Source organism: Nocardia callitridis (assembly GCF_039543305.1).
GTDB classification, from domain to species: Bacteria; Actinomycetota; Actinomycetes; order Mycobacteriales; family Mycobacteriaceae; genus Nocardia; species Nocardia callitridis.
In genome coordinates this window covers 438,994-465,273 of sequence record NZ_BAABJM010000005.1, presented here as the reverse complement: position 1 = coordinate 465,273, position 26,280 = coordinate 438,994, and the positions used below count along the sequence as shown (strand labels likewise).

20 protein-coding genes are annotated in these 26,280 nt (G+C 65.2%); 14 read left to right on the top strand and 6 right to left on the bottom strand.

The annotated features are described in order from the left end of the window. Positions 1-230: 230 nt before the first annotated feature. Positions 231-1,034 (bottom strand): N-acyl homoserine lactonase family protein, encoded by an 804-nt coding sequence (locus ABEA50_RS24415; protein WP_345498200.1) that lies wholly within the window; start codon positions 1,032-1,034, stop codon positions 231-233. Then, positions 1,027-2,346 (bottom strand): bile acid:sodium symporter family protein, encoded by a 1,320-nt coding sequence (locus ABEA50_RS24410; protein WP_345498199.1) that lies wholly within the window; start codon positions 2,344-2,346, stop codon positions 1,027-1,029. The genes ABEA50_RS24415 and ABEA50_RS24410 overlap by 8 nt, the downstream gene beginning before the upstream one ends. A gap of 292 nt (positions 2,347-2,638) precedes the next feature. On the opposite strand from ABEA50_RS24410, the gene ABEA50_RS24405 reads away from it, so the two are divergent. Next, a complete protein-coding gene (locus ABEA50_RS24405) occupies positions 2,639-3,430 on the top strand; it encodes a TIM barrel protein (protein ID WP_345498197.1) in 792 nt (263 codons plus the stop codon). Between the two features lie 73 nt (positions 3,431-3,503). Here ABEA50_RS24405 and ABEA50_RS24400 read toward each other — a convergent pair whose 3' ends face one another. Next, complete coding sequence (locus tag ABEA50_RS24400; RefSeq protein WP_345498196.1) at positions 3,504-4,601, bottom strand: isocitrate/isopropylmalate dehydrogenase family protein; 1,098 nt, start codon at positions 4,599-4,601, stop codon at positions 3,504-3,506. A 272-nt stretch (positions 4,602-4,873) separates the two neighbouring features. Here ABEA50_RS24400 and ABEA50_RS24395 point away from each other — a divergent pair, with 272 nt between their 5' ends. The 6 genes from ABEA50_RS24395 to ABEA50_RS24370 are packed head-to-tail and all read left to right on the top strand — an operon-like array spanning position 4,874 to position 10,887. Continuing rightward, positions 4,874-5,692, top strand: a complete 819-nt coding sequence (locus ABEA50_RS24395) for an IclR family transcriptional regulator (protein ID WP_345498195.1) — start codon at positions 4,874-4,876, stop codon at positions 5,690-5,692. Continuing rightward, positions 5,685-7,430, top strand: a complete 1,746-nt coding sequence (locus tag ABEA50_RS24390; protein ID WP_345498193.1) for an IlvD/Edd family dehydratase — start codon at positions 5,685-5,687, stop codon at positions 7,428-7,430. Before ABEA50_RS24395 ends, ABEA50_RS24390 begins: the two co-directional genes overlap by 8 nt. Continuing rightward, a complete protein-coding gene (locus tag ABEA50_RS24385) occupies positions 7,417-8,181 on the top strand; it encodes an SDR family oxidoreductase (protein ID WP_345498191.1) in 765 nt (254 codons plus the stop codon). Before ABEA50_RS24390 ends, ABEA50_RS24385 begins: the two co-directional genes overlap by 14 nt. 32 nt (positions 8,182-8,213) lie before the next feature. Then, the gene (locus ABEA50_RS24380) at positions 8,214-9,155 is read left to right on the top strand and encodes an acetaldehyde dehydrogenase (acetylating) (protein WP_345498189.1); all 942 of its coding nucleotides are present in this window, start codon (positions 8,214-8,216) and stop codon (positions 9,153-9,155) included. Then, positions 9,155-10,165, top strand: coding sequence for a 4-hydroxy-2-oxovalerate aldolase (dmpG, locus tag ABEA50_RS24375; protein WP_345498187.1), 1,011 nt, complete (start codon positions 9,155-9,157; stop codon positions 10,163-10,165). Before ABEA50_RS24380 ends, dmpG begins: the two co-directional genes overlap by 1 nt. After that, positions 10,162-10,887, top strand: coding sequence for an SDR family NAD(P)-dependent oxidoreductase (locus ABEA50_RS24370; RefSeq protein WP_345498186.1), 726 nt, complete (start codon positions 10,162-10,164; stop codon positions 10,885-10,887). Before dmpG ends, ABEA50_RS24370 begins: the two co-directional genes overlap by 4 nt. Positions 10,888-11,153: 266 nt before the next feature. Here the strand turns inward: ABEA50_RS24370 and ABEA50_RS24365 are convergent, their stop codons facing one another. Further along, positions 11,154-12,317 carry a CaiB/BaiF CoA transferase family protein gene (locus tag ABEA50_RS24365; protein ID WP_345498185.1) on the bottom strand — a complete coding sequence of 388 codons (1,164 nt, stop codon included), beginning with the start codon at positions 12,315-12,317 and terminating at the stop codon, positions 11,154-11,156. 425 nt (positions 12,318-12,742) lie between these two features. Between ABEA50_RS24365 and ABEA50_RS24360 the strand changes: the two genes are divergently transcribed. From ABEA50_RS24360 to ABEA50_RS24345, 4 genes are all read left to right on the top strand, one after another. Continuing rightward, entirely contained in the window at positions 12,743-14,209 is a 1,467-nt protein-coding gene (locus tag ABEA50_RS24360) for an aldehyde dehydrogenase (protein WP_345498184.1), read from the top strand. A gap of 9 nt (positions 14,210-14,218) precedes the next feature. After that, positions 14,219-15,325, top strand: a complete 1,107-nt coding sequence (locus ABEA50_RS24355) for a zinc-binding dehydrogenase (protein ID WP_345498182.1) — start codon at positions 14,219-14,221, stop codon at positions 15,323-15,325. A 116-nt stretch (positions 15,326-15,441) separates the two neighbouring features. Further along, on the top strand, positions 15,442-16,866 hold the full coding sequence (locus ABEA50_RS24350; RefSeq protein WP_345498180.1) for an MFS transporter: 1,425 nt from the start codon (positions 15,442-15,444) through the stop codon (positions 16,864-16,866). Positions 16,867-16,996: 130 nt separating this feature from the next. Beyond that, positions 16,997-18,571, top strand: a complete 1,575-nt coding sequence (locus ABEA50_RS24345) for a PucR family transcriptional regulator (RefSeq protein WP_345498178.1) — start codon at positions 16,997-16,999, stop codon at positions 18,569-18,571. On the opposite strand, the gene ABEA50_RS24340 is transcribed toward ABEA50_RS24345, so the two are convergent. Beyond that, complete coding sequence (locus tag ABEA50_RS24340) at positions 18,562-21,426, bottom strand: FAD-binding and (Fe-S)-binding domain-containing protein (RefSeq protein ID WP_345498177.1); 2,865 nt, start codon at positions 21,424-21,426, stop codon at positions 18,562-18,564. The two genes, ABEA50_RS24345 and ABEA50_RS24340, sit on opposite strands and share 10 nt — an antisense overlap. Further along, positions 21,423-22,343 carry an acyl-CoA thioesterase domain-containing protein gene (locus tag ABEA50_RS24335; protein WP_345498175.1) on the bottom strand — a complete coding sequence of 307 codons (921 nt, stop codon included), beginning with the start codon at positions 22,341-22,343 and terminating at the stop codon, positions 21,423-21,425. Before ABEA50_RS24335 ends, ABEA50_RS24340 begins: the two co-directional genes overlap by 4 nt. A gap of 147 nt (positions 22,344-22,490) precedes the next feature. Between ABEA50_RS24335 and ABEA50_RS24330 the strand changes: the two genes are divergently transcribed. The 3 genes from ABEA50_RS24330 to ABEA50_RS24320 all read left to right on the top strand — a co-directional run bounded on the left by ABEA50_RS24330 (position 22,491) and on the right by ABEA50_RS24320 (position 26,269). Continuing rightward, positions 22,491-23,216, top strand: a complete 726-nt coding sequence (locus ABEA50_RS24330; RefSeq protein WP_345498174.1) for a haloacid dehalogenase type II — start codon at positions 22,491-22,493, stop codon at positions 23,214-23,216. Between the two features lie 34 nt (positions 23,217-23,250). Next, complete coding sequence (locus ABEA50_RS24325) at positions 23,251-25,221, top strand: S9 family peptidase (RefSeq protein ID WP_345498173.1); 1,971 nt, start codon at positions 23,251-23,253, stop codon at positions 25,219-25,221. Between the two features lie 85 nt (positions 25,222-25,306). After that, positions 25,307-26,269, top strand: coding sequence for an alpha/beta fold hydrolase (locus ABEA50_RS24320; RefSeq protein ID WP_345498171.1), 963 nt, complete (start codon positions 25,307-25,309; stop codon positions 26,267-26,269). Positions 26,270-26,280 lie beyond the last annotated feature (11 nt).

The following is a 26,280-nucleotide window of genomic DNA, read 5'->3' as shown; positions in this document are numbered from 1 at the left end:
CTTCAACAAGGCAAAACACTGGCGTGGCGTCGCCACACGCTACGACAAACTCGCCCTGACCTACCGTGCGGGATTCGTCATGGCTCTTACCGTGGAATGGCTCAAACTATTGGGAGACGTGCCCTAGCGGCGCTGGCGCTGGTTCCATTCTGGATCACCCGTCATCGGCATGACGGTGCTCGTGCGACCAAAGCGCACGATGCTGACGTGGCAGGCGCTTCGATACGGGATCAGCTGATCCGCGCGACGATTCCGATGGTATCGGCGTCCGCGGCGGGGAATCGCGCCATCACCGCGGGATCGTGGCCGGGAACTATTTCGGCGGAACGGGATTGCTGATGCAGCCAGTTCAGGCTGACGCACATATCCGGCAGGCTGGAGGCGATGTGAAAAGGCCGTTCCTGTTCGAATTCTTCGTAAGTGTGTGAAGCGTCGGACGCGAGAATTATTCGGCGGCCGCTCGCCGCGTCGACCTCGACAATTATTTGACCGGGGGTGTGACCGGTGAGTTCCCGGAACCGGATACCGGGCAACCCTGGGTCCTGTTCCGGTACCAGCGTCAGTCTGCCTTCGGCGTGTGCCTTGCGCACGAGGTCGACCTCCTCGCGCTCGACGGCGCTGGCGAAGAGCGGTTGATCGGCGACGGGGCCGGTCCAGAAGGCGTACTCGGTAGCCCCGGCAATCAGTTGTGCCTGAGGGAAGAGGCCCACATTGCCGATGTGGTCGTAGTGGAAGTGCGTGAGCACGACGTGGGAAACGGTCAGCGGGTCGACACCGGCGAGGCGCAATGCCTCCGGGACCGGGGTGACGAGTGTGCGCCCACGGCGCGTGGCCACTTCTGGACGGAATCCCGTGTCCACGACGATCGTGCGCTGCCCGTTTCGGACCACCCAGAGGTAATAGTCGATCTGAACGGGCGCGTCCGCTTCGCCGTAGACGTGGAACGAGTGATAGATCTCCCGCTTGGTGGAGTGCCACACGCCGTAGCGGAGGGCCAGTACGTCGTAAGTCGTGTCGGCTGTCTGGCTAGGCACGGTTCGTATCCTCTTCGGTAACTGTCGCGGACTGCAATGGTGCGGTGCTCGGTGGGTCGACGGGATCGGCTGTTTTCGGCAGGCGCCGGGACCAGTAGTTGGCGAGGAGCGATCCGGTGATGTTTCCCAGCGGGCTGAATACAGCCGCGGCGAGGCCGGCCGTGCCGACCATCCCCATCGCCGCGGCTGCGCCGGTGGCCATTCCGCCGTTTTGCAAGCCCACCTCGAAGGCTGTCGACCGTGCGGAAGGTTGGTCCAGTCCGGCTGCCCGCGCGCCCCAGTACCCGAACGTGTACCCGGTCAGGTTGTGGATCAGGCCGACGATCAGCAACGTGACACCTACTTCGAGCAGCGCGTCCCGGCCCGCCGCGGTGGTGATGGTGTTGTAGTACATGATCCCGAACATCGACGCGTAGGGCATCAACGTCTCCAGGACGGGTAACGGGCCGCTGACGAGGGCTTGATAACAACGGGCGAGAATCACTGCTCCGGCGACGTAAGAGATCGATTCGATCAGGTTGACTCCGGTAGTGGACAGGTGCTCGGTGGCCAGCTGCCAGCCGAATACGAACACCGCGGCCAGCCATGCCACGGAGCAGCCGACAGCGATATCGACTTTCCGCCGTGCGGCGGGAGCGGCGGTGCGCAAGTAGTCGACCAGCAGCGCCGCGGACACGGGCACGAGGGTGATGCGGATGACGTCGAACATCATGCCGACGAAGCTCACATCGACGATGCGTCCCGCGAGAAGCTTCATCAGCAGCGGCGTCATCAGGGGCGATGCGATCGTCGACAACGCGGTGATCGTCACGGCCAGGGCCAGATTCGCCTTGGCGAGCAAGCTCATGACGTTGGACGCCAATCCGCTGGAGACGCAACCATAAAGGATTACTCCGAGGCCGATCTCGGTCGGCAGGCCGGCGAAGTGGACGAGGATGACGGCGGCGATCGGCATCACCGAGTAGTGGCCGATGAGTCCCACCAGGACGCCACGTGGATGCCGGACGACGCCCTGGAAATCCCGCAGCCGCATCTGGGTCGCCATGCCGAACATGACGAGTTGGACGATCGTGGTGATCAGGCGTCCGCCACTGAGTTCGACCCCGCCCCAGCTGTCGAACGCACCGGGGAACAAGAGTGCGGCGATTACGCACGCGATGATCCAGGCGGTGTACTGGTAGCTCGCGAGCGCCTTGACGGCGCCGATTCCGATTGCGGCTGCGAAGCCCGCCACCAGTACCGCTGACTGCCAGACCTCGGGGGCGTCGGCGACGGCCCCGATGACGGCCAGTAACGCAGCGATGGCGGCCACCCCCAGACATCCGCGTCGTATGTACTGCATGTTGTGCCTCCCGGGCCGAGCATAAACCGCAAGTCTGCATCTGAAGATTCGCTATACGAAGAGCACTCCGTAAACTGGATTAGACATTAGAGTGACGGGGGTAACACGTCAAGATGGAGTTCATGTCGAGGCAGCTCGACGCCATATTTTCGATCTAATCATGGCGCTCACGGGTACGACTGCGCACTATCATTCGTATAGTGAATATATGTATCGCATTCCGGATTTTGTGGTGCGGTCCGGGAATGACCAAGGAGTCCCTATGTTTTCGGCCCGACGCTTCGCCGCCAACTGCTCGATGCTGTTCGGTGATGTTCCCGTACTGGAACAGGCGGCCCGCGCCGCAGCGGCGGGGTACGACATGGTCGAGTTCTGGTGGCCGTTCGAGCGATCGGTGCCCGACGACGCGGAGGTGACGCGATTCGTCGAGGCCGTCGGCGCGGCGGGTCCGCAGGTTATCGCGATGAACTTCACCCTCGGCGATGCGGTAGCTGGTGAGCGCGGCATCGTCTCGGACCCGGCCCGCATCGCGGAGTTCCGTGAACACCTCGACGTGTTGGCGGGCATTGTGGCGCGTTTGGGTGTGCTCCGATGCTGCGTTCCCTACGGTCGCGTGCCGGTCGGCCGACGCTTGTCCGCGCACCAGGAGACCGCGATCGCCAACCTGGCGGTCGCCAGTGATCGTCTGCGGACGGTGGGGGCCGTTCCGATGCTCGAACCCCTCAGTGGGGTCGCCGATTATCCGATCACGACAGCCGAGGCCGCCGAAGACATTGCCGTGCGCGTAGACAGCGCTCTGGGGCGCGCGGGCACGGTGGGCATCCTGGCTGATCTCTACCACTTGGCGGCGAACGGCGCCGACATCGAGGCGGTGCTGCGCCGGCACATCAAGCGCATCGTGCACGTGCAGGTAGCCGACTTTCCCGGTCGCCACGAGCCAGGTACCGGTCGACTCGACATCGATCGGTACCTGGCCGTGCTGAACGAGTTGGGCTACCACGGCCATTTCGCCCTCGAATTCGTGCCATCGCCAGGGGATCGACGTTCTACTTAGCCAAGGGCTCCGGGTGCCGTGGCGCTGGGCGAGGCCGCACATCTCGGCGCCGTCGAGGTGTCGACGGCGCGTATTACAGCTCGGCGCCGAGGCGAGTGATCGTCGCAGCCACCGCATCACCGAACTGCGAACAGGTCAGGTCACCGTCGAGGTCGACGGTGCGTTGACCCTCGGCCATCGTCGCGATGACCGAGCGCTCGATGAGATCTGCTGCCTTGCGCAGGTTGTCGTCGTCGTGGCGGGCGGCGAGCCATTCCAGCATCATCCGCGCCGACACGATCGTGGCCACCGGGTTGGCGCGGTCCTGCCCGGCGATGTCGGGTGCCGATCCGTGCGCCGGTTGGAACATCGCGTGGTCTTCGCCGATGTCGCCCGACGGTGCCAGGCCCAAACCGCCGACCAGTGCGGCGGCAAGGTCGGACAGGATGTCACCGAACATGTTCTCCGTCACGAGGACGTCATATCGCTCGGGGTGTTGCATCATCAGCATCGAGAACGAGTCGACCAGCGCGTGGTCGGTAGAAATGTCGGGGTATTCGGTCGCGACCTCGTCGAATACCTGCCGGAAGAACGCGAGCGAACGGAAGATGTTTGCCTTGTCGACACAGGTGACGAGTTGGGTCCCGTCGCTCGGCCGGCCCCTGCGGGTGCGTGCGAGTTCGAGCGCGTAGCGGCTCACCCGGTCGGTGCCCTTGCGGGTCACGATCATCATGTCGGCAAAGACGTCGTCGCCGATTTGCGCGCCGCCACCGAAAGACGCGAACAGCCCTTCGGTGCTTTCGCGCACGAGCACCAGATCGACCTCGGCGTTCGGATCGACCCCTCGGGCGCCTGGATAGGACTTGATCGGCCGGATCCCGGCGTACAGGTCGAGGGTCTTGCGGGCCTTGACGATGAAGTGTCCCTGAACCTCTGTGCCGTCGGGCATGCGGATCTCCGGGTGCCCCATCGAGCCGAACAGGATCGCGTCGGCCGCTGCCATCTCCTTCCACGTGTTGTCGGGTGCCACCTGTCCGGTTCTGGCGTAGTAGTCGGCGCCGCCGTCGAGGTAGGTGAAGTTCATCTGCACGTTCGGAAAGATCCTGAGGGCGGCGTCGAGCGCCTTGACCGACTGGTCGATGATCTCCGGTCCGATGCCGTCTCCGCGCAGGGTGGCGATCTCATAGCTCACTGGTGTGGTTCCTATCTGGGTATCACTACCCTCGGTCGGCAAACTTCGGTAGGCAACACGATGTACCGTCATTCGAATCATAGCTCCCGAGTGGGATTACGTTAAGGCGATCGTCCTATCAGCGTCAACAGGGACGTGCTGGTTTATTTCAGGTATATGAGTTTCTGTTGACGTACTTCACGGCGAGTGGGTATCTTCTCATTGCGAAGCATTGATTCGCTTATCGATGAAATGGACGTACACGATGGATAATGCCGAGAAGGGTGTGCATGATGGGTGAGACGGACGCCGACGAGGGGGCAGCGCCCGGTTCCACCGCGGCGCGCCGTGACCGCGAGGTCGCCTCTGTCGCCAACGCGATGCGCCTGATCGAGGCATTGGGGCGGGTCGAGTCGTGCGGTATCTCCGAGCTGGCTCGCGAGCTCGGTCTGTCCAAGCCCGCCGTGGACCGGCTGGTGAGCACGCTCATGACCGGCGGTTACGTCGAGCACGTGGCAGAGAACCGCAAATACCGGCTGACGATGAAGCTCGTCGCCGTCGCGAACTCGATCAGGGACCGCACCGGCCTGATCGACCTCGCGCGCCCCAGCCTGCTCGAGTTGGCCGATCAATTCCACGAGACGGTGAACCTGGGCACTCTCTACCAGGGCGCCATCGTCTACGCCGACAGCATCCCCTCGCGCCAGATGTTCCGAATCGAACCGGTGCCGGGTTCCGAACACCCCGCCTACACCACAGCCATGGGTAAAGCGGTACTCGCGTTCCTTCCTGCCGACCAGCTCGACCGCTATCTGCGCGAGTTTCGACCTGTTCCCTACACCCGATTCACCGCAACCAGCGCCGCCGAGCTTCGTGACCGGATCAGCCGCGCTCGCGAAGCCGGTTACGCGCTCGACGACGGTGAACTCGTCGAAGAGGTGTGCTGCGTCGCGGCGCCCATTCTCGACGCGTCCGGGCACGCGATCGCCGCGATCTCGATCACCACTATCCGCAGCAGATTCAGTCGCTCGCGGGAACAACTGACAAAGGCCGTTGTCGACGCCGCGCACACCGTCAGCCAAGCCGTGATCATGGGCCGCCACGATGAGTGAGAACACCGCCGAGACCACCCACACAACCCGTTCCCAGGCGTGGTTCGGCGGGAGAGACAAGGTCGGCTTCTTCCACCGCTCCGGTATCAAAGCGATGGGTGTACCCGACCGCATGTTCGATGGCCGTCCGGTGATCGGTATCTGCAACACCTGGTCGCAACTGGCGCCGTGCAATGCGCATTTCCGCGATCTCGCCGAGTACGTGGCGCGCGGAGTCTATGAGGCGGGTGGGTTCCCGCTGGAGTTCCCGGTGACATCTCTCGGTGAGACGCTGATGCGTCCGTCCACGATGCTGTACCGCAATCTCGTGAGCATGGACCTGGAAGAGACCGTCCGGGCAAATCCGCTCGACGGCGTTGTCCTGATGTGCGGCTGTGACAAAACTACGCCCGCCCTGCTGATGGGTGCGGCCAGTGTCGATCTGCCGACCATCGTGCTTTCCGGCGGTCCGACCTCGACCGGCCGCCGAAACGGCGTCCAATTACCTTCGGGCACCGGGACTTACGCGATGTACGACCAGGTGCGCGCTGGGGAGATGAGCACCGACGAATTCGTCGCGGCCGAGGCATGCATGTGGCGGTCCAACGGTCATTGCAACACGATGGGCACCGCCTCCACGATGGCCGCGATAGTCGAGGCGCTCGGGCTCGGTTTGACCGGCAACGCTGCCATCCCAGCGGTGGACGCTCGCCGCCGCGTGATTGCGCAGGACACCGGCGCGCGAGCGGTCGAGCTGGTGCGCGAGGGCATGGTGATGTCGAAGGTGCTCACCCGTGCGGCGCTGGAGAACGCGATCCGGGTCAATGCCGCGATCGGTGGATCGACGAACGCGGTGATTCATCTGCTCGCGCTGGCCGGTCGCGCCGAGGTCGACCTGTGTTTGGACGATTTCGATGCGGTCGCGGCGGGTGTGCCCCTGCTGGTGGATCTCGTGCCGTCGGGCAAGCACCTGATGGAAGACTTCTTCGATGCCGGGGGTCTACCGGTCGTCATCAACGAGCTCGGCTCGCTACTGCACCTGGACGCGATCACCGTCACCGGACGCACCCTCGGGGAGAATGTCGACGGTCTGACCGGCTGGGGTTCTCCTGTGATCCGTACGCGGGGAGACGCCTTGCAGGAGGACGCCGGAATAGCGGTGCTGCACGGCAACCTCGCGCCCAGCGGGGCGATCATCAAGCCGTCCGCGGCCACGCCCGAGTTGCTCGTACACCGTGGCCGCGCCGTGGTTTTCGAGGACATCGATGATTTGCGGGCGCGTATCGACGACCCCGATCTCGAGGTGGACGTGGACTCGGTCCTGGTGCTCAAAGGTGCCGGGCCGTGCGGGTACCCGGGTATGCCGGAGATGGGAAATCTGCCGATCCCGGCGAAGTTGCTGGCAGCGGGTGTCACCGACATGGTCCGCATATCCGACGCACGAATGAGCGGGACGGCCTTCGGTGCTGTCGTGCTGCACGTCGCGCCGGAGTCCGCCGTCGGTGGACCGCTCGCCTTTGTGCGCAGCGGTGACGTCATCGAGCTCGACGTACCGCGGCGGCGGCTGCACCTCGAGGTCGAGGAGGAGGAAATGACACGACGCCGCAACGAGATTCGGCCGGGCGGCGGAGCCGAACCGGCAGGGGGTGGCGGTTACACGCAGCTGTATGTCGAGCACGTCATGCAGGCCGACACCGGGGCCGACCTGGATTTCCTGCGCGGCAAGCGCGGATCGGGCGTGCCCCGTGCCAGCCACTGAAGCATCCGGCGCGCGCTCGCCGGTCACGGTGGTCACCGGCGGGGGAAGCGGTATCGGGCGGGCCACCGGCATCGCACTTGCCCGGATCGGACACCATGTCGTGTTCTGCGGCCGTACTCGCGCCGCACTGGAAGAAAGCGTGGGGTTGGCAGGTTCGGGTGCGATCGCTGTCCTGGACGTGACCGACGAGGCGGCGGTCGAGTTGTTCTTCGGCGGACTTGTCGACCAGCTCGGGCGTATCGACACCCTGATCAATTCCGCAGGTGTATTCGGGGTGCAGCAGCCGGTGACGCACACCACGCTGGCCGACTGGTCGCAGACCATGACGGTCAACGTCACGGGCACGTTCCTGTGCGCGCGTACCGCCATGCGGTCGATGGCCGCCCAATCCCCGCGCGGGGGTCGAATCGTCAATATAGGCTCGGTCTCCGCACAGACCCCGCGACCACACGCCGCCGCGTATACGGCAAGCAAGCACGCGATAACCGGGTTGACCCGGTCGCTCGCACTCGACGGACGTGACCTGGACATCGCGGTCGGTCAGATCGACGTCGGCAACGCCTCCACGTCGATGACCGCGGTGCACGAGGTCGGCGCACTCCAGCCAGACGGCACCCGCCGCGCCGAACCGACGATCGACGTAGCGCATGTGGCTTCGACGATCGCGCACATCGTCACGCTACCGACCTCGGTCAGCGTTCCCTTTCTCACCATCATGGCCACCGGCATGCCCTTTATGGGCCGTGGGTGAGCCACGCTGCCGACAGGCAAGGAGCATCGCGCATGGAAACTACGAAGATCGCCGTCATCGGCTCGGGGAATATCGGAACTGACCTGCTGATCAAATGTCTGCGCGGATACCCGCGTCTGGAACCGGTGGTGATGGTGGGTATCGATCCGGAGTCCGACGGACTGGCTCGCGCTCGCGGGCTCGGTATCACGACGACCGACAAGGGTGTCGAGGGTCTCATCGCCATGGACGGCTTCGACGCCATCGAGATCGTCCTCGACGCGACGTCGGCGAAGGCACACCTCGCCAACGCCGCGGCGCTCGAGCCCTACGGCAAACGGCTGCTCGATCTGACTCCGGCGGCGATCGGACCCTACGTCATACCGGTGGTCAACCTCGATCAGCATCTGTCCGCGACGAACCTCAACTTGGTGACCTGCGGCGGGCAGGCGACCATCCCGATCGTCCACGCCATCTCACGGGTCACGCCGGTGCCGTACGCGGAGATCGTCGCGTCGATCGCCTCGCGCTCGGCCGGGCCGGGGACACGCGCCAACGTCGATGAGTTCACCGAGACCACGTCGAGGGCTATCGAGGTGGTCGGCGGCGCTCGACGAGGCAAGGCTGTCATCATTCTGAATCCCGCCGAACCGCCGATGTTGATGCGGGACACGGTGATTGCCATTGTCGAAGAATTCAAGCGAGACGAGATCATCGCCTCGATCCATCGGATGGTCGACGATGTGGCGCGGTATGTGCCAGGCTATCGCCTCAAGCAGGCGGTCCAGTTCACGCCGATCGATCCCACCGAGCCGTTGCGGACACTGATCGATGCGCAGCCGCGTGCGCGGTGGAAGGTTTCGGTCTTTCTCGAGGTCGAGGGTGCCGCGCATTACTTGCCGGCCTACGCCGGAAACCTCGACATCATGACGTCAGCGGCCCTCGAGGTCGCGAATCGGCTGTCCATCGACGCCGAGAAAAGTGAGGTTGCCTGATGCCCACCAAGGTATTCGTCCAGGATGTGACACTGCGCGACGGGATGCACGCGATTCGTCACCGCATCGGCATGGATGCTCTCGTCTCGATCGCTGCCGCGCTCGACTCGGCAGGCGTCGACGCGATCGAGATCGCCCATGGCGACGGGCTGGCGGCGTCGACCATGAGCTACGGCCCGGCCAGCCACACCGACGACGAGTGGATCGCCGCGGTCGCCGGCGTCGTGCACAACGCTCGCCTGACGACGTTGCTGCTGCCCGGCATCGGCACCATCGCGGACCTGGAACGCGCGTACGAACTCGGCGTGCGGTCGGTGCGGGTCGCCACCGTGTGCACGGAGACGGATGTGGCAACCCAGCACATCGAGCGCGCTCGCGAGCTCGGTATGGACGTTTCCGGGTTTCTCATGCTTTCGCACTTCCTACCGCCGCAAGAGCTCGCCGAGTCGGCGAAGATCATGGAAAGCGCTGGCGCGCACTGTGTTTACGTGACGGATTCGGCGGGGCGGCTGACCATGGACGGTGTTCGCGATCGAGTGCGTGCCTACCGTCGGGTGTTGCGGCCAGAGACCGAGATCGGTATCCACGCGCACGAGAATCTCTCGCTGTCGGTGGCCAATTCGGTGACGGCGGTGGAGGAAGGCTGTTATCGCGTCGACGCCTCGCTGGCCGGGCACGGTGCCGGTGCGGGCAATTGTCCGTTGGAGGCGTTCGTCGCAGTCGCCGACCTGTTGGGTTGGGAGCACGGCTGCGACCTGTTCGCGCTCGAGGACGCGGCCGACGACCTCGTCCGACCGATCCAGGATCGGCCGATTCGGGTCGACCGCGAGACGTTGACGATCGGCTACGCGGGCGTGTATTCCAGTTTCCTGCGGCACGCGGAGCAGGCGTCGAGAGACCATGACGTCGACATGCGTCAACTACTCGTCGAGATCGGCAAGCGTGGGCTCGTGGGTGGTCAGGAAGACATGATCGTCGACGTCGCGCTCACGATGGCTGCCTCGGCATGAGCGGGGATACCGAGATGTCGGATTCGATGCCCAGGACAGCGTTGGTCACCGGTGCCGCGAGCGGTATCGGAAAAGCCATCGCCGACCGATTCGAACGGGATGGGTGGTCTGTCCTTCGCTGTGATCTCGTTGCGCCGGAGGGAGCTTGGTCGACCAAGGTGGATGTTCGGTCGTCAGCGGATTGGGTTGCTGTCGCCGAGGAGATCCGGGGTCGGGCAGGCAAGTTGGATGTGCTGGTGAACAACGCTGGCATTCTGGAGGCGGCTCCGTTGGCGCAGACATCCCTGGACATGTGGGACAGGATGGTCGCGGTCAACCTGACCGGCGGCTTCCTCGGCTGTCGCACGATGCTTCCGTTGCTACAGGCAGGCACAGAACCCGCGATTCTGAACCTCAGTTCGATCGACGCGCTGCGCGGCAGCCTCGATCACGCCGCGTACGCCGCGACCAAAGGTGGGATCGTGGCGATGTCGCGCGCACTGGCGGTCGAGTTGGCGGCTGACGGCATACGAGTCAACTCGATGTGCCCGGGGACGGTGGATACCCCTATGGCTCAACGGGTGTTGGGGAGTTCCGTCGCCGATCGGCTTGCGTTGCATCCGCTGAATCGGATTTCCACTGTCGAGGATCAGGCGGCGGCCGCGGCGTTTCTCTGTAGCGCGGAGGCGGGATTCATCACGGGAGTCGCTCTCAGCGTCGATGGTGGTAGGGCTGTTCGTTGATCACCCCACGCGCAGGGACCATCAGCCGGAAGATGCCTATTTCGCTACGTCCTCGACGACGCCGGTAGGTGTGCCCGCCCGCGAGTTCCGTGGGGCGACGGTCGATCCCTCCCCTCGTTCGTGTTCGATACATGTTGTGCGCGTGATGGTCTCAGCGATCGGAGCTTCGACGGCGCGGGAGCGGCTGTATCGGATCGAGCGGGGTGGCGGTCGCGTCGACGCCGGAGCCCGCTTCGGCGCGCGGTGATCGTGACGGTGGCGGCACTTCAATCCAGTTCGGCGAGAACGCTTGTGGTGTGTTCACCCAACGCGGGCACAGAGGGGGGATCCGACTCGTCCGGGTCGGTGAGATCGAACGGTGGCCGCACCGTCGGGGCGGTGCCGCCGTGGGTGCGGATGGTCATCCACCGGTCGCGGGCGCGTAGTTGGGCGTGATCGACGAGCCCGGCGAGGTCGTTGACCTCGCCAACCGGGATTCTCGCCGCGAGTAGACGTGCGAGTGATTGCTCATGCCCGATCGCCGACAACAGGCGCTCGATCTCCGGTTCGAGGACGGTCCGATTGCGCACGCGGTCCGCGTTGTTCGCGTAGTCGGGGTGGTCGGTGAGGTGGGGCGCTCGGAGGACATCCGTGCAGAGCGCGCGCCAGTGCGGGGTGGTCTGGACGGCGAAGTTGACCGAAGTGGACGGTCCGGTCTTGTACAGGCCGTAGGGCACCATCATGTTGTGCCTTGCGCCCTCTCTGCGTGGTGGCGTGCCCGTGTGTATCTGGTGGAACGCGGGAGCCATCATCCATTCCGCGAGGCAGTCGAACATCGCTATATCGATGCGCCGACCCGCCGCGGTGGTGGTCCGTTCGATGAGTGCGGCTTGAACGGCGGCCAAGGCGTACATGGCGGTACACATATCGACGATGGAGATTCCGACCTTCGCCGGTTCGTCGTGTGTGCCGGTCACCGACATCAAACCGGCTTCACCTTGGACGAGTAGGTCGAAGGCCTTGCGCTCAGCCATCGGACCTGATTTGCCGTAACCGGATATGGCGCAATCGATGAGCGTGGGATTGATTCGACTCAAGCGTGCGTGGTCGAACCCGAGACGTTTCATCGCGCCGGGGCCGAGATTGTGAATCAGGACGTCGGCGCGACCGATAAGTTTCTCGAAGTCTGTTCGACCGGATTCGGAGCGAAGGTCGAGCACGACGCTGCGTTTTCCGTAGTTGGCCCAGGCGAAATAGGCGGAGTCGCCGCCGACGACCTCGTCGTATCCTCGGGCGAGATCGCCGCCGGGTGCTTCGACCTTGATGACATCAGCGCCCAGATCGGCGAGATGTCTGGCGCACAGCGGTGCGCATACGGCGTGGCCCACTTCGATTACCCGGAATCCGGCCAGCGGCCGAGGACGTGGTGCGGTGGGTTGCGTCGAGACCAATCCAGGGCTCCTTTGCCATGCAGGGTGAATGCCTGTTCGGCCGAGATTAGAGCGCGCGGCGGCGACGCTGCGTCGGCCAGACGTACGAGACCTGGCCCTCGGCATTGGACTTTCGGCCAATCGGCGCCGCGGGCGCCGCGCCGACCTGGGGCAGGAGCCGCACCGTTCGTGACGCGATCCGTCGCGCGGTGCGATCGCACCGCCCCGACCCCGAGACGTAGTGCGTTCCTCCAAAGCGTGATCGACACCACACCCGATAGGTTCCGTAGTACTCCTGGTGCCGCAATTCATGTCGGCCAACGCAATTCAATATCCACGAGGGAGTTCGCCTCGCTAGCAACTAGCGTGCGGGAGCCTCGATGAGGAGGAAGCTCGAATTGTCTGAACCCGCGCCCGTACTGGCGACGCATTCGCACGTCGATGTCATGAGACTTCAGATGCTGATCGGCGGGCATTGGGTCGATTCGGCCTCGGGGCGACGGCTTACCAGCAGCGACCCGTATAACGGCACCCCGTGGGTGAGTTTCCCCGACGCGGATCGGTCCGACGTCGACAGTGCGGTTGCCTCGGCTCGGCGCGCATTCACACAGTGGCGCAAGACAACCGGTGCGGAACGCGCGGTGATTATGCGTGAATTGGCGCGACTGATCGAGCAGAACATCGAAGAACTCGCGGTGGCCGAGAGCATCGACAACGGAAAATTGTTGCGCGAGATGCGCGGTCAGGTCGCGGCATTGCCCGACTATTACACGTACTTCGCCGGTTTGGCGGAGACCAGTCGTGGGTCCTCCATTCTTCCGGAGAAGTCCAATTTCGTCGTCTACACCCGCAATGATCCGGTTGGTGTGGTCGCAGCCATCACCGCCTGGAATTCCCCGCTACTCCTACTGACCTGGAAGCTGGCTCCAGCATTGGCGGCGGGATGCACATTCATCGCTAAACCGTCGGAACACGCCTCGGCCTCTACGGTCCTGTTCGCACGGTTGGCCGAGCAGGCGGGTCTGCCACCGGGCGTCCTCAACGTGATCACCGGCGCCGCCGACACCGGCCGAGCGCTGACAGCGCACCCCGGGGTGAACAAGATCGCGTTCACGGGCTCCACCCGCACCGGGCAGCAGATCATGCGTGTCGCGGCGGACCGGCTGGCGCGGGTCACGCTCGAGCTCGGTGGTAAATCGCCGAACATCATCTTCGACGACGCCGACCTCGAGGGCGCGATCAATGGTGCGGTCAGCGGTATCTTCGCCGCAGGCGGCCAGACCTGCATGGCGGGCTCGCGACTGTTTGTTCAGCAAGACCTGGTCGGGGACGTCACCGATGCCTTGGTCGAGCGCGCACGCTCCCTCGTGATCGGCGACCCATTGGCTGCCCAAACCGAACTCGGCCCCCTCGCGTTCACCGGCCAGCTCGAAAAAGTCCTCGGCTATGTGCAGACCGGGCGTGCGGAAGGTGCGCGGCTACTCGTCGGTGGGCGACGCCCCGATCGCGCGGATCTCCTCGACGGTCTTTTCGTCGAGCCGACCGTGTTCGGCGACGTCGCTAACCATCACCGCATCGCGCAAGAAGAGATTTTCGGGCCTGTCGCTTCGATCATTTCTTTCGCCACCGAGGACGAAGTCGTGGACATGGCCAACGACAACGCTTACGGACTGGCCGCCGCGGTGTGGACAACCGACGGCGGTCGAGCCCACCGTGTCGCCGCGGCGCTCGACGCCGGGACCGTGTGGATCAACGCCTATCGCACCGTGTCACCTGCCGTACCGCTCGGCGGGTTCAAGAGCAGCGGAATCGGCCGGGAGAACGGGCACGAGGCGTTGGCGTCCTACACCGAGACCAAGGCGGTGTGGACCGAGCTGTCCGGTATCAGCCGCGACCCGTTCCAGTTGGGATGAGAGGAACTCATGAGCTCGATGCGCGCCGCCGTTGTGGCAGGGCCGAACCGGAAGATCTCGATCGAGACCATCGCACGACCCCGCCCGGGGAGGGGCGAGGTACTTCTGAAAGTCGAGGGCTGCGGAGCGTGCCACACCGACCTGCACGTCCTCGAGGGGAAGTACGCGTTCCCCTATCCGTGCGTTCTCGGCCATGAGGTCGCCGGTCGAGTAGTAGAGCTGGGCGAAGGAGTCGAGACGACCGAGGTAGGCGCACGGGTTGTCGCGAGTTTCGTCATGCCCTGTGGCCGTTGCGATTCCTGTGGTCGCGGCGAGGACAATCTGTGCGAGAAATTCTTCGCCATGAACCGAGGCCGGGGGCACCTCTACGACGACACGTCACGTCTCGCCCGAGACAGCGGGCAGGAACTCGCCATGTTTTCCGCGGCGGGGCTCGCGGAATACTCCGTGGTTCCCTGTCACGCGGTCTTCCCGGTTCCGGACGAGCTCGATCTGCGCGCCGCGAGCATTGTGGGTTGCTCTGTGCTGACCGCCTACGGTGCAGCGAGGTACGGAGCGCGTCTGCTCGCGGGCCAGACCGTCGCCGTTGTCGCCGTCGGCGGAGTCGGTCTCAGCCTGGTACAGATGGCGCGCGCATTCGGGGCGAGCCAGATCATCGCGGTGGACGTGCGTGCCGACAAACTCGACATGGCACGCAGACTCGGCGCGACAGACACCGTCGACTCGACCGAAACCGACTGTGCCGCAACAGTGCGGCGGCTGACGAACGGTCGAGGGGTCGACGCGGCGTTCGAAGCTCTCGGGCAGCCCCGAACGTTCGAGCAGGCGTTCATGATGACCGCCGACGGTGGGGTGACCGTGCTTGTCGGCGTCGGCATCGGCGATGCCGCCGCCTCGATCCCACTGGGCTATCTGCTGCGCCACCAGATCAAGATCGTCGGCTCCTACGGTGGCAGACCCCGGACGGACATGCCGGTCGTTCTCCGCATGGCCGCACGGGGCCAGTTGGATCTGGACGCGATCATCTCCGGATACCGCCCACTGACCGATGTGCAAACCGTCTACCACCGTCTCGCCGACGGTGAAGTCGCGGGACGTGTCGTGCTCATCCCTTGACCGTCGCCTGATTCGTCACCGCGCGACGCGCACGTCACCGACGAGCGTTTCCTCTTCATGGTGCCTGGTCGACCGGCGCCACGATTCCACCTGCCGCACGAAAGACAAAGCCATCCATGAACATTCACGCAGCCAACACCACCACCGCTAGCCTGCCGACCGCGCCGATGTCGATGCGCAAAGTCGCGATCGCGAGTTCTCTCGGCACGACCATCGAGTACTACGACTTCTTCATCTACGCCACGGCCGCCGCACTGGTCTTCCCCGAGGTGTTCTTCCCCGCGTTGGGGCCGGTGGGCGGAACGGTCGCGTCCTTCGCCACCCTGTCGATCGCCTTCGTCGCCCGACCGCTCGGCTCGATTGTCTTCGGGCACTTCGGCGACCGGATAGGAAGAAAACGCTCCCTGGTGATGACGCTGCTCATCATGGGAATCGGGACGGTGCTGATCGGCCTGTTGCCCGGATCGGATTCGATCGGTGTCGCCGCACCGATCATCCTGGTGATTCTGCGTGCGGCACAGGGATTCGCGGTCGGCGGCGAATGGGCCGGCGCCACACTACTCACTGCCGAACATTCCCCGATAGGTAAACGGGGGCGCTATGCGGTTTACCCGCAATTGGGTGCGCCGTTGGGATATCTGTTCTCCGCCGGAGCCTTCTTGATCGTGAGCACCGTCTTCGCCGGTAACGACACGTTCCTCGATTGGGGATGGCGCATTCCGTTCGTCGCCAGCCTGGCGTTGATCGTGCTCGGCCTGTGGGTGCGGCTCACCGTCGCGGAAACGCCTGCTTTCACACACGCGCAAGCCGTGGCGGCCGAGGACGGCGAAAAACGCACGGCGCCATTTCTCCAGGTGATCCGCCACCAGTCCCGCGAGGTTCTGCTCGCCGCCGGCGGAATCACGATGCAGTACAGCTTCTTCTACATCGGCACCGCGTACCTCACCAGCTACGCCACCAGCGAGAGCGGTATGGGGTTGAGTATGAATACGGTTCTGGTCGCGGGTGTGATCGCCTCGCTCATCCTGGCGTGCACCGTGATCGTCGCAGGCCGTCTCTCCGACCGGTTCGGTCGGCGCAACACCATTACCGTTGCCTGCGTGAGCGGTGTAGTCGTTGCTTTCGCACTGTTCCCATTCCTCGACCTGGGTGGCGCTTTCGTATTCTTCCTCGGGTTGACAGCGGTCCTCATCGTCTTCGGCATCAACTTCGCACCTGTCGGCGCGTTCTTGCCGGAACTGTTCGAGACGCGTTCCCGCTACACCGGCGCCGGACTGGCGTTCGCCCTGGGCGGCGTGATCGGTGGCGGCGTCGTCCCGCTGCTCGCTCCGGCGCTGGACGCGCGGTGGGGCGGAATCGCCGTCGGCGGCATGCTCGTGGTCACCGCGCTGTTCAGCCTCGTGTGCATCCGACTGCTTCCCGAGACCAAAAACCGCGACGTCATCAGCGGCGCACCGCATTCAGCCGCGACGGAGCAGGCGGCAGTGGATGTCGCGGCGGCGACACCCGCGGTCATCCGCGCTGTCGGCGAGGAGCACTGATTACGTCGGCGTAGGACCCGTTCGTCGGCGGGCAACCGATGTGCGGCGCCGCGCGGTGCGGGACGGGCAAGATATCCCTGTCGCAGTGGCTCTTGTTCCGTGGTCGGCGTTCCGGCCGAGGAGGTAGGTGATGTTGCTTTCGCACCTCGTGCGCGCAGTCGGCGAAGGTGTACTGCGCGAGCGTGGGTCACGCGAGGTCGATCCTGAGCTGACCGAAGTGCTGCTTGACGACGGCGTGACGACGATCGGGCCCGATCAGATCGTGCTGGCGACGAACGCCGGCGCCGAGGCCGACCTGATGAAGCGGGCCGCCAGCGTCGGCTGCCGAGCAGTCGTCGTGGCACCCGCGGTCGGCGTGCACGCTCCCGCTGGTATCGCGGTCCTCGAATCGGATGTCGCGTGGACCCAGCTGTTCGTGCTGATCCGCACGATGCTGCTCGCCTCGCACGACGAGGCCGGCAGTGACACTGGTCCAGGATCGGTGCACGGGCTTGCCGACGCGGTAGCCGTCATGGTGGGCGGCTCGGTGGTGGTCTACGACCGCGCGCACCGTGTCGTCGCCTACTCTGTCCAGGGCCACGAGCTCGATCATGTTCGGCGCGAGACGATTCTGGGCCGACGAACGCCGGATCAGTGGGTGCGACGCTTCACCGCCGACCGGACCGCGTACCAGACCTACTCCGAACCGGGGCGGGTCGTGCGCGTCGAGGAGTATTCAGACCTGCACACCCGGCTACGGATCGCGGTGCACGCCGGCAACGACGTCGTCGGCGAGATCTCGGTGGCCGAAGGCGCCGAGCCCTTCGCGTCACATGCCGAGGCGGCGTTGCGGCGCGCGGCACGGCTGGCGGTGCCGGTCATGCTCCGCCACCGCCACGCGCACGACGCGGAGCAGCTGTCAAGGGAACGGACGATGCGGTCGCTGCTGTGGGATGGCGTTCAGCTGACGTCCGCGCTCGACGCAGCGCTCCCACCCGGTGGATTGTTCGCCGTCGGATTCGATCTACGCGGCGATACCGATAGTCTCGCGAATCTGCCGAATCACCTGGTTACCGAGCGATTCGTGCATTTTCTCTCGCTGCACTTCGCCGGTATCGACCAGGCATCTCTCGTTGCTCGAATCGACGACACCTACTGGGCGCTGGTGCCCGCGCCCAGCGCGACGCCCGATCGTTTGGTCAACAGCGCGCAGCGCGCGTTGCACCAGTTGTCCAGCATGGGCGCAGCCGCGAACGCGGCTGTCGCGCCGGTCGCCGCGGCGCCCGACATGCTCCCGCCCGCACGGAAGATCGTCGAAGATCTCTTGCGGGCGGCCGGCGCCTCGGGTGCGCTCGGCACCGTGTCGACACCGGAAACGAACTGGGCCGAGTTGGTTCTGGTTGCTGCGCGCCGCGGCCTCGACGAGAACGGCGTCCTTCCCTACAGCCCTATCCAGGTTCTGGCCGAGCACGACGCGCAACAGGACACCAACTTCATCGGCACCCTGGCGACGTTTCTGGATGCGTTCGGTTCTTTCTCAGCGGCATCGGCCCAGCTCTATCTGCACCCCAACACGTTGCGGCACCGGATGCAGCGCATATCCGAAGTGTCCGGCCTCGATCTCGATGACGCCGATCAACGCCTCGCCGCGGCGCTGCTGGTGCGAGAAGCCCGAGAAGCCAAGCAAACCCGAGAGACCATTGCCGGACGCGGCGCTCACGACTGACTCGTCGCGTCCGTGGTTGCGTCGAGCAGCTGCGCCAAGTGCAGCGCGTTCCGGTGACGAAGGTCGGCAAGTTGGGTGCGACACGAGAAACCGTCGGCGAGTACGACGGCCTCGGGCGCGGCGTCGACAGCGGGGAGCAGGTTCTGCTCGGCGACCGCCACCGACACGTCGTAATGGCCTCGTTCGACACCGAAGTTACCGGCCAATCCGCAGCATCCGGCCACCGTCCTTACCGTCGCGCCGCTTGCCGCCAGTAGCTCCGCATCGGCGTGCCAGCCCAGAACGGCGTGATGATGACAATGCGGTTGGGCGATGATTTCGGTTCCGGTCAGGTCGGGCAGTGACCATCCCGGCGTCCCGGCAAGCAATTCGGCGAGGGTCATGACCTGAGCCGACACCACGGCGCCTCGGTCGTTTCCGGGAAGCAGATCCGGCATGTCGGCACGCAGCGCCGCGGTACACGATGGTTCTATCCCGACGATCGGGAGCCCTGCCATCGCGTCGGCGGCGAGAACGTCCACCGTACGAGCGAGAATCTTCTTGGCCGAGTCGAGTTGGCCGGTCGTGATCCAGGTGATGGCGCAGCACACCGAACCCGAGGGGAGCCGTGGCTCGTACCCCGCTGCCCGCAGTACGCGAACGGTCGCCTCGGCGACTTCCGGGTCGAACGCGTCGGAGAAGGAGTCGGCGAACAGGACGACCGGGGTGCGCTCGGAGGTCGTCGGCTCGAACATCCGGCGGAACGGTCGCCGCGCGAACCGTGGAACGCTACGGCGCCGGTCGACACCGGCCAACCACAGCAGTACTCGTCCGAGGCCGGGCACAGTGAGCATCGCGTTCGCCGCACGCGGCACCCATCCTGCCCATCGCGCCCACATCGGGAGCTTGCCCAAGCTGTAATGGGAGCGGGGCCGCAAACGTCGCCGATAGGTCTGGTGCAGCACCTCGGACTTGTAGGTGGCCATGTCGATTCCCGAGGGGCAATCGGAGGAGCACCCCTTGCACGAAAGGCAGAGGTCCATCGCGTCGTGCACCGAAGGATGCGACCACGCCAACTCGCCGCGCACCACTTCCTGCAACACCCGTGCACGGCCACGGGTCGAGTCCTTCTCCTCGCTTGTGGCCTGGTACGACGGGCACATCACCCCGCCGGAGGGCGAATTGTCCGCCCGACATTTTCCCACCCCCGTACATCGGTGCACCGCACGAGCCATGCTCCCGCCGTCATGCGGGTAGGCGATCGCCAAGTCCCTGTGCGGAAAGTGGGTTGCCGGGCGCACGTCGACGTCGATCGGATCGGGATCGACCAGAACCCCCGGGTTCAACAGATTCGATGGATCGAACGCGGCCTTGATGGCGCCGAACATCGAAATCGCGTCGGTGGAATACATCTGCGGCAACAATTCGGAACGGGCGCGGCCGTCACCGTGCTCGCCCGAGAGCGAGCCGCCGAACCCGCCGACCAATCGCGCTGCTTCGGTGAGGAATTCGCGCATGATTCGGGTGCTGTCGGTTCGTTCGAGCGGGAAATCGAGCCGCACGTGTATGCAGCCCTCGCCGAAGTGACCATAGGGCGCCGAGGTCATGCCGTAGTCGGTGACGAGCTCGTCGAAACGCGCCAAATACTCGCCGAGCCGGGCAGGAGGAACTGCCGAGTCCTCCCAACCCGGCCACGCGGGGCGACTCGACGGTGCTCGACCGGCGAGTCCGGCGCCGTCCTCACGGACCCGCCACAGACCCGCTCGAGCTACGGGATCGGTGACGACGGCGGATGTTTCGCCAATATCGGCGGCGGCCAATGCTTCGGCCCGTGCCTCGACTTCGCCGAGGTGCGCGCCCGCGAACTCCACGAACAGCCAAGCCCGTCCGCGTGGCAACGTGGGCACTACATCGGGACCACGTCGCTCTCGAAGTACGTCGATGAGACGGGAATCCAGCCCTTCGCAGGCGGTCGGCCCGTGGGCGACCACGCTCGGGGCAGCCGCACCGGCCGCGACGATGTCGGAAAACCCGAGGACCACGACCACCCGCACCGACGCATCGGCAACCAGTCTCACGGTTGCGCGGGTGATCACGGCGAGTGTGCCTTCGGAACCGACGAGCGCCCGAGTGAGGTCGAAACGTTCCGGCAACAGATGCTGGGCCGCGTACCCCGAGACCTGCCTGCCGAATCGGTCGAATTCGGTACGCGCCGTTGCCAAATGACGAGTCATTGCCAGGCGGACATCGGCAATGACCTCATCGGCACCGTGGGCGAACGGCGCACCGGCCTCGTCATACCCGGTGACCAGCTGCTGACCGTCGGCGGTGAGCAGTTCCAATCCGGCGATATTGTCGGAAGTACGGCCGTAGGCGAGCGAGCGGGACCCGCACGCGTTGTTTCCGATCATTCCGCCGATGGTGCAGCGTGTATGGGTGGAGGGGTCGGGCCCGAAACGAATACCGTGCGGGGTAACGGCCCTTTGCAACGTCGCGTGCACCGTCCCCGGCTCGACGATCGCCGTGCGCGCCTGCGGGTCGACGGCGAGCACGCGATCGAGGTACCGCGAAAAGTCGAGCACGATTCCTCTGCCGACGGCGTTGCCCGCCACGGATGTTCCCGCACCACGCGAGGTGAGGGGAACGCCATGCTCCCGGCTTACCGCCAGCGCGGTGGCGACTTCCTCGACGGTGCGAGGACGAACGACCGCCAGCGGCGGAATGCGGTAGAGCGACGCATCGGAGGCGTACATGCCTCGGGTCCCCGCGTCATCGCGGACCTCGAGCCCGGCGGAACGCAATGCCCGGCCGATGGTGTCGGAATCGGACTGCGTCAATACCCGCCCCTGTGTGTGTTGACGGCGCACGGTGGTCATTTCCGGAAGACTGCTGAAACGTGGCAACGAAGCTGCCCTTCTTGGGTGAGCGCCACTCTGGCGAACAAGGATCGGGGGCTTTGCTTCAGCACGTCGACAGTAGCGACAACGAGGCCGTCCAGTGTGGTGGCGCCCACGAATTCCGCGGTAACCGAGGCGAGTTCGTCGGCGGTGAAGCCGGTCCTGAGCTCGATTGCCCGCACCGCGGCGGTCACCATCGCACCGCCTTGGACGTGGCCGAGCCGGTTGCCCAGCACTCCGGTAGGCGTCATGGCGATCGAGTCGGCGGTCGCTGCGACCTGTTGTGCTATGTGCGCAGTGCCCCAGGCGCGTTCGGGTTCAGGTTCGGTCAGCGCGTGCGCCTCGATCGAGTCGAGGCAACCGTCGGTGTTGGATCGGCCCAACTCCGGTGCCGCGGTGTCGAGCGCCTCCTCGCCTGGCGGGCTGTCCCACGGCATCGGTCGACCAGGCCCGTCGTATGGGCGTGCGGGGAGCGCGAAAACCCCGGCGGCATCGCCGACGATCGCGCCGTCTGCGGCCAGTAAACGGCAGCGGGACATGCCTGTTCGGTCCAGGACAGCGGTCACCTCCGCGGCTGCGGTCCTGACTTCGGTCGCGGTCGCGGGAGCGAGCTGAATTGTCATCGTGATGGTGGGCATCGACAAACTCGGGCCTACTTCGTTGCGCAGTACTCCGCCCAAGGCGAGGTCGGCCAGCATGGCGACCTCGAGCAGGCCGGGACCGCCGAGCATCGCGGGGCGTGTTGGCTCGAAAGCCAATATAAAAAGGTCCGTGGCGTCCTGGATTCGATGCAGGCCGACCAAATGGCCGAGCGGCGGGGCGCCGGTCCGCGCACTCTGGTCGATATCGGTAAGAATCGCGGCACGTAGACCATCGACAGGGGCATCTCGGGGCATGAAGTCATGCTCGCAGTCTTGCTCCCGCGCTCCTATGGAGTTTCGTACGATCCATATCGGCCGATCGTGACGTATCGGCCAATGATTTCTCGCGGCGGTGGCTCCTAGCGTGAAGGCACAGTATCCGACACGTCGAAGGATTTTCCGTTGAGTATTCAGGATCTCGCGCCGATCAAAGCCGTCATGTTCGACTTCTACGGCACTGTCGTGGACATGCAGGGAAGCTTGGTCCGTGCGATGACGCCGTTTCTCGAGTCCAAGGGCTATACGGAGAACCCGCCGAGTCGGCTCGTAACCTGGTGGCGGCGAACCCATTTCGAGAATTCGATGATCGACGGACTGCTCGACCGCGACCACACGCCGTACCGGCAGATCGGCTTCGAGGCCGTCAAGTACACGCTCGAACGAGCAGGTATCGACGCCACGGACGACGAGGTGCGTGAACTGTTCTCCAACATCACTCGGCTCGACCCCTTCCCCGACGTCGTTCAGGCTCTCACCGACATCAAGGAACACGGTCTCGAGCTGTATATCCTGTCCAATGGCGATCCGGATCTGCTGGCCGAAGGGGTTCCTTTCTCGAAAACCGAGCACCTGTGGGATCGGGTTATTTCGGTGGCCGAGGCGGACTCCTTCAAACCGGCCAAAGTGACCTACCAGACTGCCACCGCTCTGGTCGGCCTCGGTCGCCAGGAGGTCCTCTTCGTCGCCAACCATGCGTTCGACTGCATCGGTGCGAAGGCCGCCGGTTTGCGCACGGCATTCATCGACCGTCGTCAACGGCCGTTCGGCAACGCCCGCTACCCGGCCGATGTCACTGTTTCCGACATGACCGAACTCGCCAGGCTCCTCGAGACGTCGATAGAGGTCTGAAGGAGCTCGCCCCGCGGCGACTAACCTGGCCGAGGTGACGATCACCGACATGCCCTTCGGGTCCTGGCCGACTTCCATCACCTCCGCGAGTGTTGTCAGCGCCGCGGTGCGCCTTGGTGCGGTGCGGGTGGACGGGGGTGATGTGTATTGGTCGGAGGGGCGTCCCGATGCTGGCGGGCGGACGCAGATTGTGCGTCGCGATCCTGCGGGGGCGTGCACGGATCTGTTGCCGGAGGGGATGGATGCGCGTACCGCGGTGCATGAATACGGTGGCGGGGCTTGGTGGGTGCGTGCCGGTGTTGTCTATTTCGTGAACTGGGCCGACCAGCGGCTGTATCGGATCGAGCGGGGTGGGGTGGCGGTCGCGTTGACGCCGGAGCCCGCTTCGGCACGCGGTGATCGCTACGGAGACGGTGCGTTCGGCCCGGACGGGTCCATCGTGGCGGTTCGAGAGCACCATCCGGTCGACGGGCGCGGTGCGATCGATGTGCGCAACGAGATCGTGCGGCTGTCGGCGGATGGGCTGTCCCGGCCGGAGGTGCTGGTCAGCGGGCCGGATTTCGTTGTCGCACCGAGGATCAGCCCGGACGGCGCCGCGCTGGCCGTCGTCACCTGGGACCACCCGTCGATGCCGTGGGACGACACTGTGCTGCGGGTGCGTGATCTCGCGACCGGTACGGAGATCGTCGTCGCGGGTGGTCCGGGTGAGTCGGTGCAGGAGCCGCGCTGGCAGGACGACGGTTCGCTGCTGTTTCTGTCCGACCGCAACGGCTGGTGGAACCTGTACCGCTGGACGTCGGGCGGTGATGTCGAGACCGTCATCGAGGTGGAGGCCGAAATCGGCGAACCCGCCTGGCAATTGGGCTCGTCGCGGTATGTGGTGCTCGGCGAGCACGGCATTGTGTTCGCCCGGTGGCGCGACGGCTACGACGGCCTCGCGCTGCGTCGCCCGGACGGGTCGGTGATCGATCTGGCGTTGCCCTTTTCCGCGATCGGCTCGATAGCGCGCGCCGACGAGAACGCGGTGATCGTGGTGGCTGGCGCACCCACCGCCGAGGTCGGCATCTATCGTCTCGTGTTTCCGACGCTCGAAGTCGAAACCCTGCGCGCTCCCCGCGATCTCGGGCTCGAGTCCGCCGATGTCTCGGTGCCCGAGCCGATCTCGTTTCCTTCGACGGATCGCCGTGGCGCGCCACGCACCGCACACGCGTTGTTCTACCCACCCGCGAGCAGCCGATACGGCGGTGCGGGTGCGGAATTGCCGCCGCTGCTCGTGGTGATTCACGGCGGTCCCACGGGGCATGCGGTGCCCGTGCTCGCCCCGAGCACGCAGTACTGGACCAGTCGCGGAATCGCGGTCGTCGACGTCAATTACGGCGGCTCCACCGGCTACGGCCGCGCCTACCGCGAGTTGTTGCAGGACGCTTGGGGTGTGGTGGATGTGGCCGACTGCATCGCCGCCGCCCGGTGGCTCGCGGACAACGGCCGTGTCGATGCGAACCGGCTCGCCATCCGCGGTGGTTCGGCCGGTGGTTACACCACGCTGGCCGCGCTGGCCCGCGCCGACACCCCCTTCGCCGCGGGCGCCGACCATTACGGCGTCGCCGATCTCGAGGCGCTCGCCGCCGAGACGCACAAGTTCGAAAGCCGTTACCTGGACGGTCTGATCGGCGCGTATCCGGCCGAGCGGGACCTCTATCGAGAGCGCTCGCCCATCCATCACGTCGAGCAGTTCCGTAGTCCGCTGATCGTGTTGCAGGGCAGCGAGGATGCCGTGGTGCCGCCCAATCAGTCCCAGATGATCGTCGACGCGTTGCGGGAGCGCCAGATTCCGGTCGCCTATCTTCTCTTCGAAGGAGAGCAGCACGGGTTTCGGCGGGCCGAGAACATCCGCACGGCCTTGGATTCCGAATTGAGTTTCTACGGACAGGTTTTCGGCTTCGAGCTGCCGGCAGAGGAGGGGATCGAGCCGGTCGTCGTCGAGAATCTTCCGAACGCCCGATGACGATGGCACCGGGCTCCGGTGGGCAGCCACCTCGGATTCGCCGCCAACGTTCTCTCCGGGCAGCCGCCGGTGCTTGACTGGGCGTGTGACAACACCCATCGAACGCACAGTCGAGACGAACGGTATTTCCCTGCGGGTCATCGAGTCCGGTGATCGCGATGCGCCGGTGGTCGTCTTGGCGCACGGTTTCCCCGAACTGGCCTACTCGTGGCGTCATCAGATCCCCGCGCTCGCGGCCGCCGGATACCGCGTGCTGGCCCCGGATCAGCGCGGATACGGCGGCTCGTCGCGACCCGAGGGCGTCGAGGACTACTCCATCGTCGAACTGACCGGCGACCTGGCCGGACTGCTCGACGACGTCGGCGCCGAGCGCGCGGTGGTCGTCGGACACGACTGGGGTTCGCCCGTTGTCGCGAACTTCGCACTGCTGCACCCGGATCGGGTAGCGGGTGTGGTCACGATGAGCGTGCGGCCGGTGCCGCGTTCGTCGGTGCCGCCGACCCGGATCTGGCGAAAGACCTTCGGGGACAACTTCTTCTATATCCTCTACTTCCAAGAACCCGGCATCGCCGACGCCGAACTGAACGGCGACCCCGCGCGCACGCTGCGTCGAATGATCGGCGGCCTGAACGTCGAAACCTTCGCGACGCAGCGCATGTTCGCTCCTGGACCGGCCGGTCTGATTGACCGCCTGCCCGAGCCTGACCGTCTGCCGGACTGGATCACTCAGCCCGAACTCGACCACTACACCGAGGAATTCACACGCACGGGCTTCACCGGGGGACTGAACTGGTACCGCAATTTCGACCGGAACTGGGAACTGACCGAACAGACTCCGGCCTCGACCATCACGGTGCCGACGCTGTTCATCGGCGGCAGCGCCGACCCGGTGCTCGCCATCAGCTCGAACGACCGTATTTCCCAGGTGGTGTCCGGCGAATACCGTGAGGTGCTGATCGACGGTGCGGGACATTGGCTGCAACAAGAGAAACCAGCCGAGGTGAACCGCGAACTGCTCGGCTTCCTCGACAGCCTGGGTCTGAAGTAGGCCGCATGTCG

Excerpts from the sequence above, each read along its gene's own strand:
- ABEA50_RS24355 (WP_345498182.1), top strand. The coding sequence starts at position 14,219 with ATGAGCTCGATGCGCGCCGCCGTTGTGGCAGGGCCGAACCGGAAGATC.
- ABEA50_RS24340 (WP_345498177.1), bottom strand. The coding sequence starts at position 21,426 with ATGACCACCGTGCGCCGTCAACACACACAGGGGCGGGTATTGACGCAG.
- ABEA50_RS24335 (WP_345498175.1), bottom strand. The coding sequence starts at position 22,343 with ATGCCCCGAGATGCCCCTGTCGATGGTCTACGTGCCGCGATTCTTACC.
- ABEA50_RS24350 (WP_345498180.1), top strand. The coding sequence starts at position 15,442 with ATGAACATTCACGCAGCCAACACCACCACCGCTAGCCTGCCGACCGCG.
- ABEA50_RS24360 (WP_345498184.1), top strand. The coding sequence starts at position 12,743 with ATGAGACTTCAGATGCTGATCGGCGGGCATTGGGTCGATTCGGCCTCG.
- ABEA50_RS24380 (WP_345498189.1), top strand. The coding sequence starts at position 8,214 with ATGGAAACTACGAAGATCGCCGTCATCGGCTCGGGGAATATCGGAACT.
- ABEA50_RS24395 (WP_345498195.1), top strand. The coding sequence starts at position 4,874 with ATGGGTGAGACGGACGCCGACGAGGGGGCAGCGCCCGGTTCCACCGCG.
- ABEA50_RS24345 (WP_345498178.1), top strand. The coding sequence starts at position 16,997 with ATGTTGCTTTCGCACCTCGTGCGCGCAGTCGGCGAAGGTGTACTGCGC.
- ABEA50_RS24390 (WP_345498193.1), top strand. The coding sequence starts at position 5,685 with ATGAGTGAGAACACCGCCGAGACCACCCACACAACCCGTTCCCAGGCG.
- dmpG (WP_345498187.1), top strand. The coding sequence starts at position 9,155 with ATGCCCACCAAGGTATTCGTCCAGGATGTGACACTGCGCGACGGGATG.
- ABEA50_RS24370 (WP_345498186.1), top strand. The coding sequence starts at position 10,162 with ATGAGCGGGGATACCGAGATGTCGGATTCGATGCCCAGGACAGCGTTG.
- ABEA50_RS24405 (WP_345498197.1), top strand. The coding sequence starts at position 2,639 with ATGTTTTCGGCCCGACGCTTCGCCGCCAACTGCTCGATGCTGTTCGGT.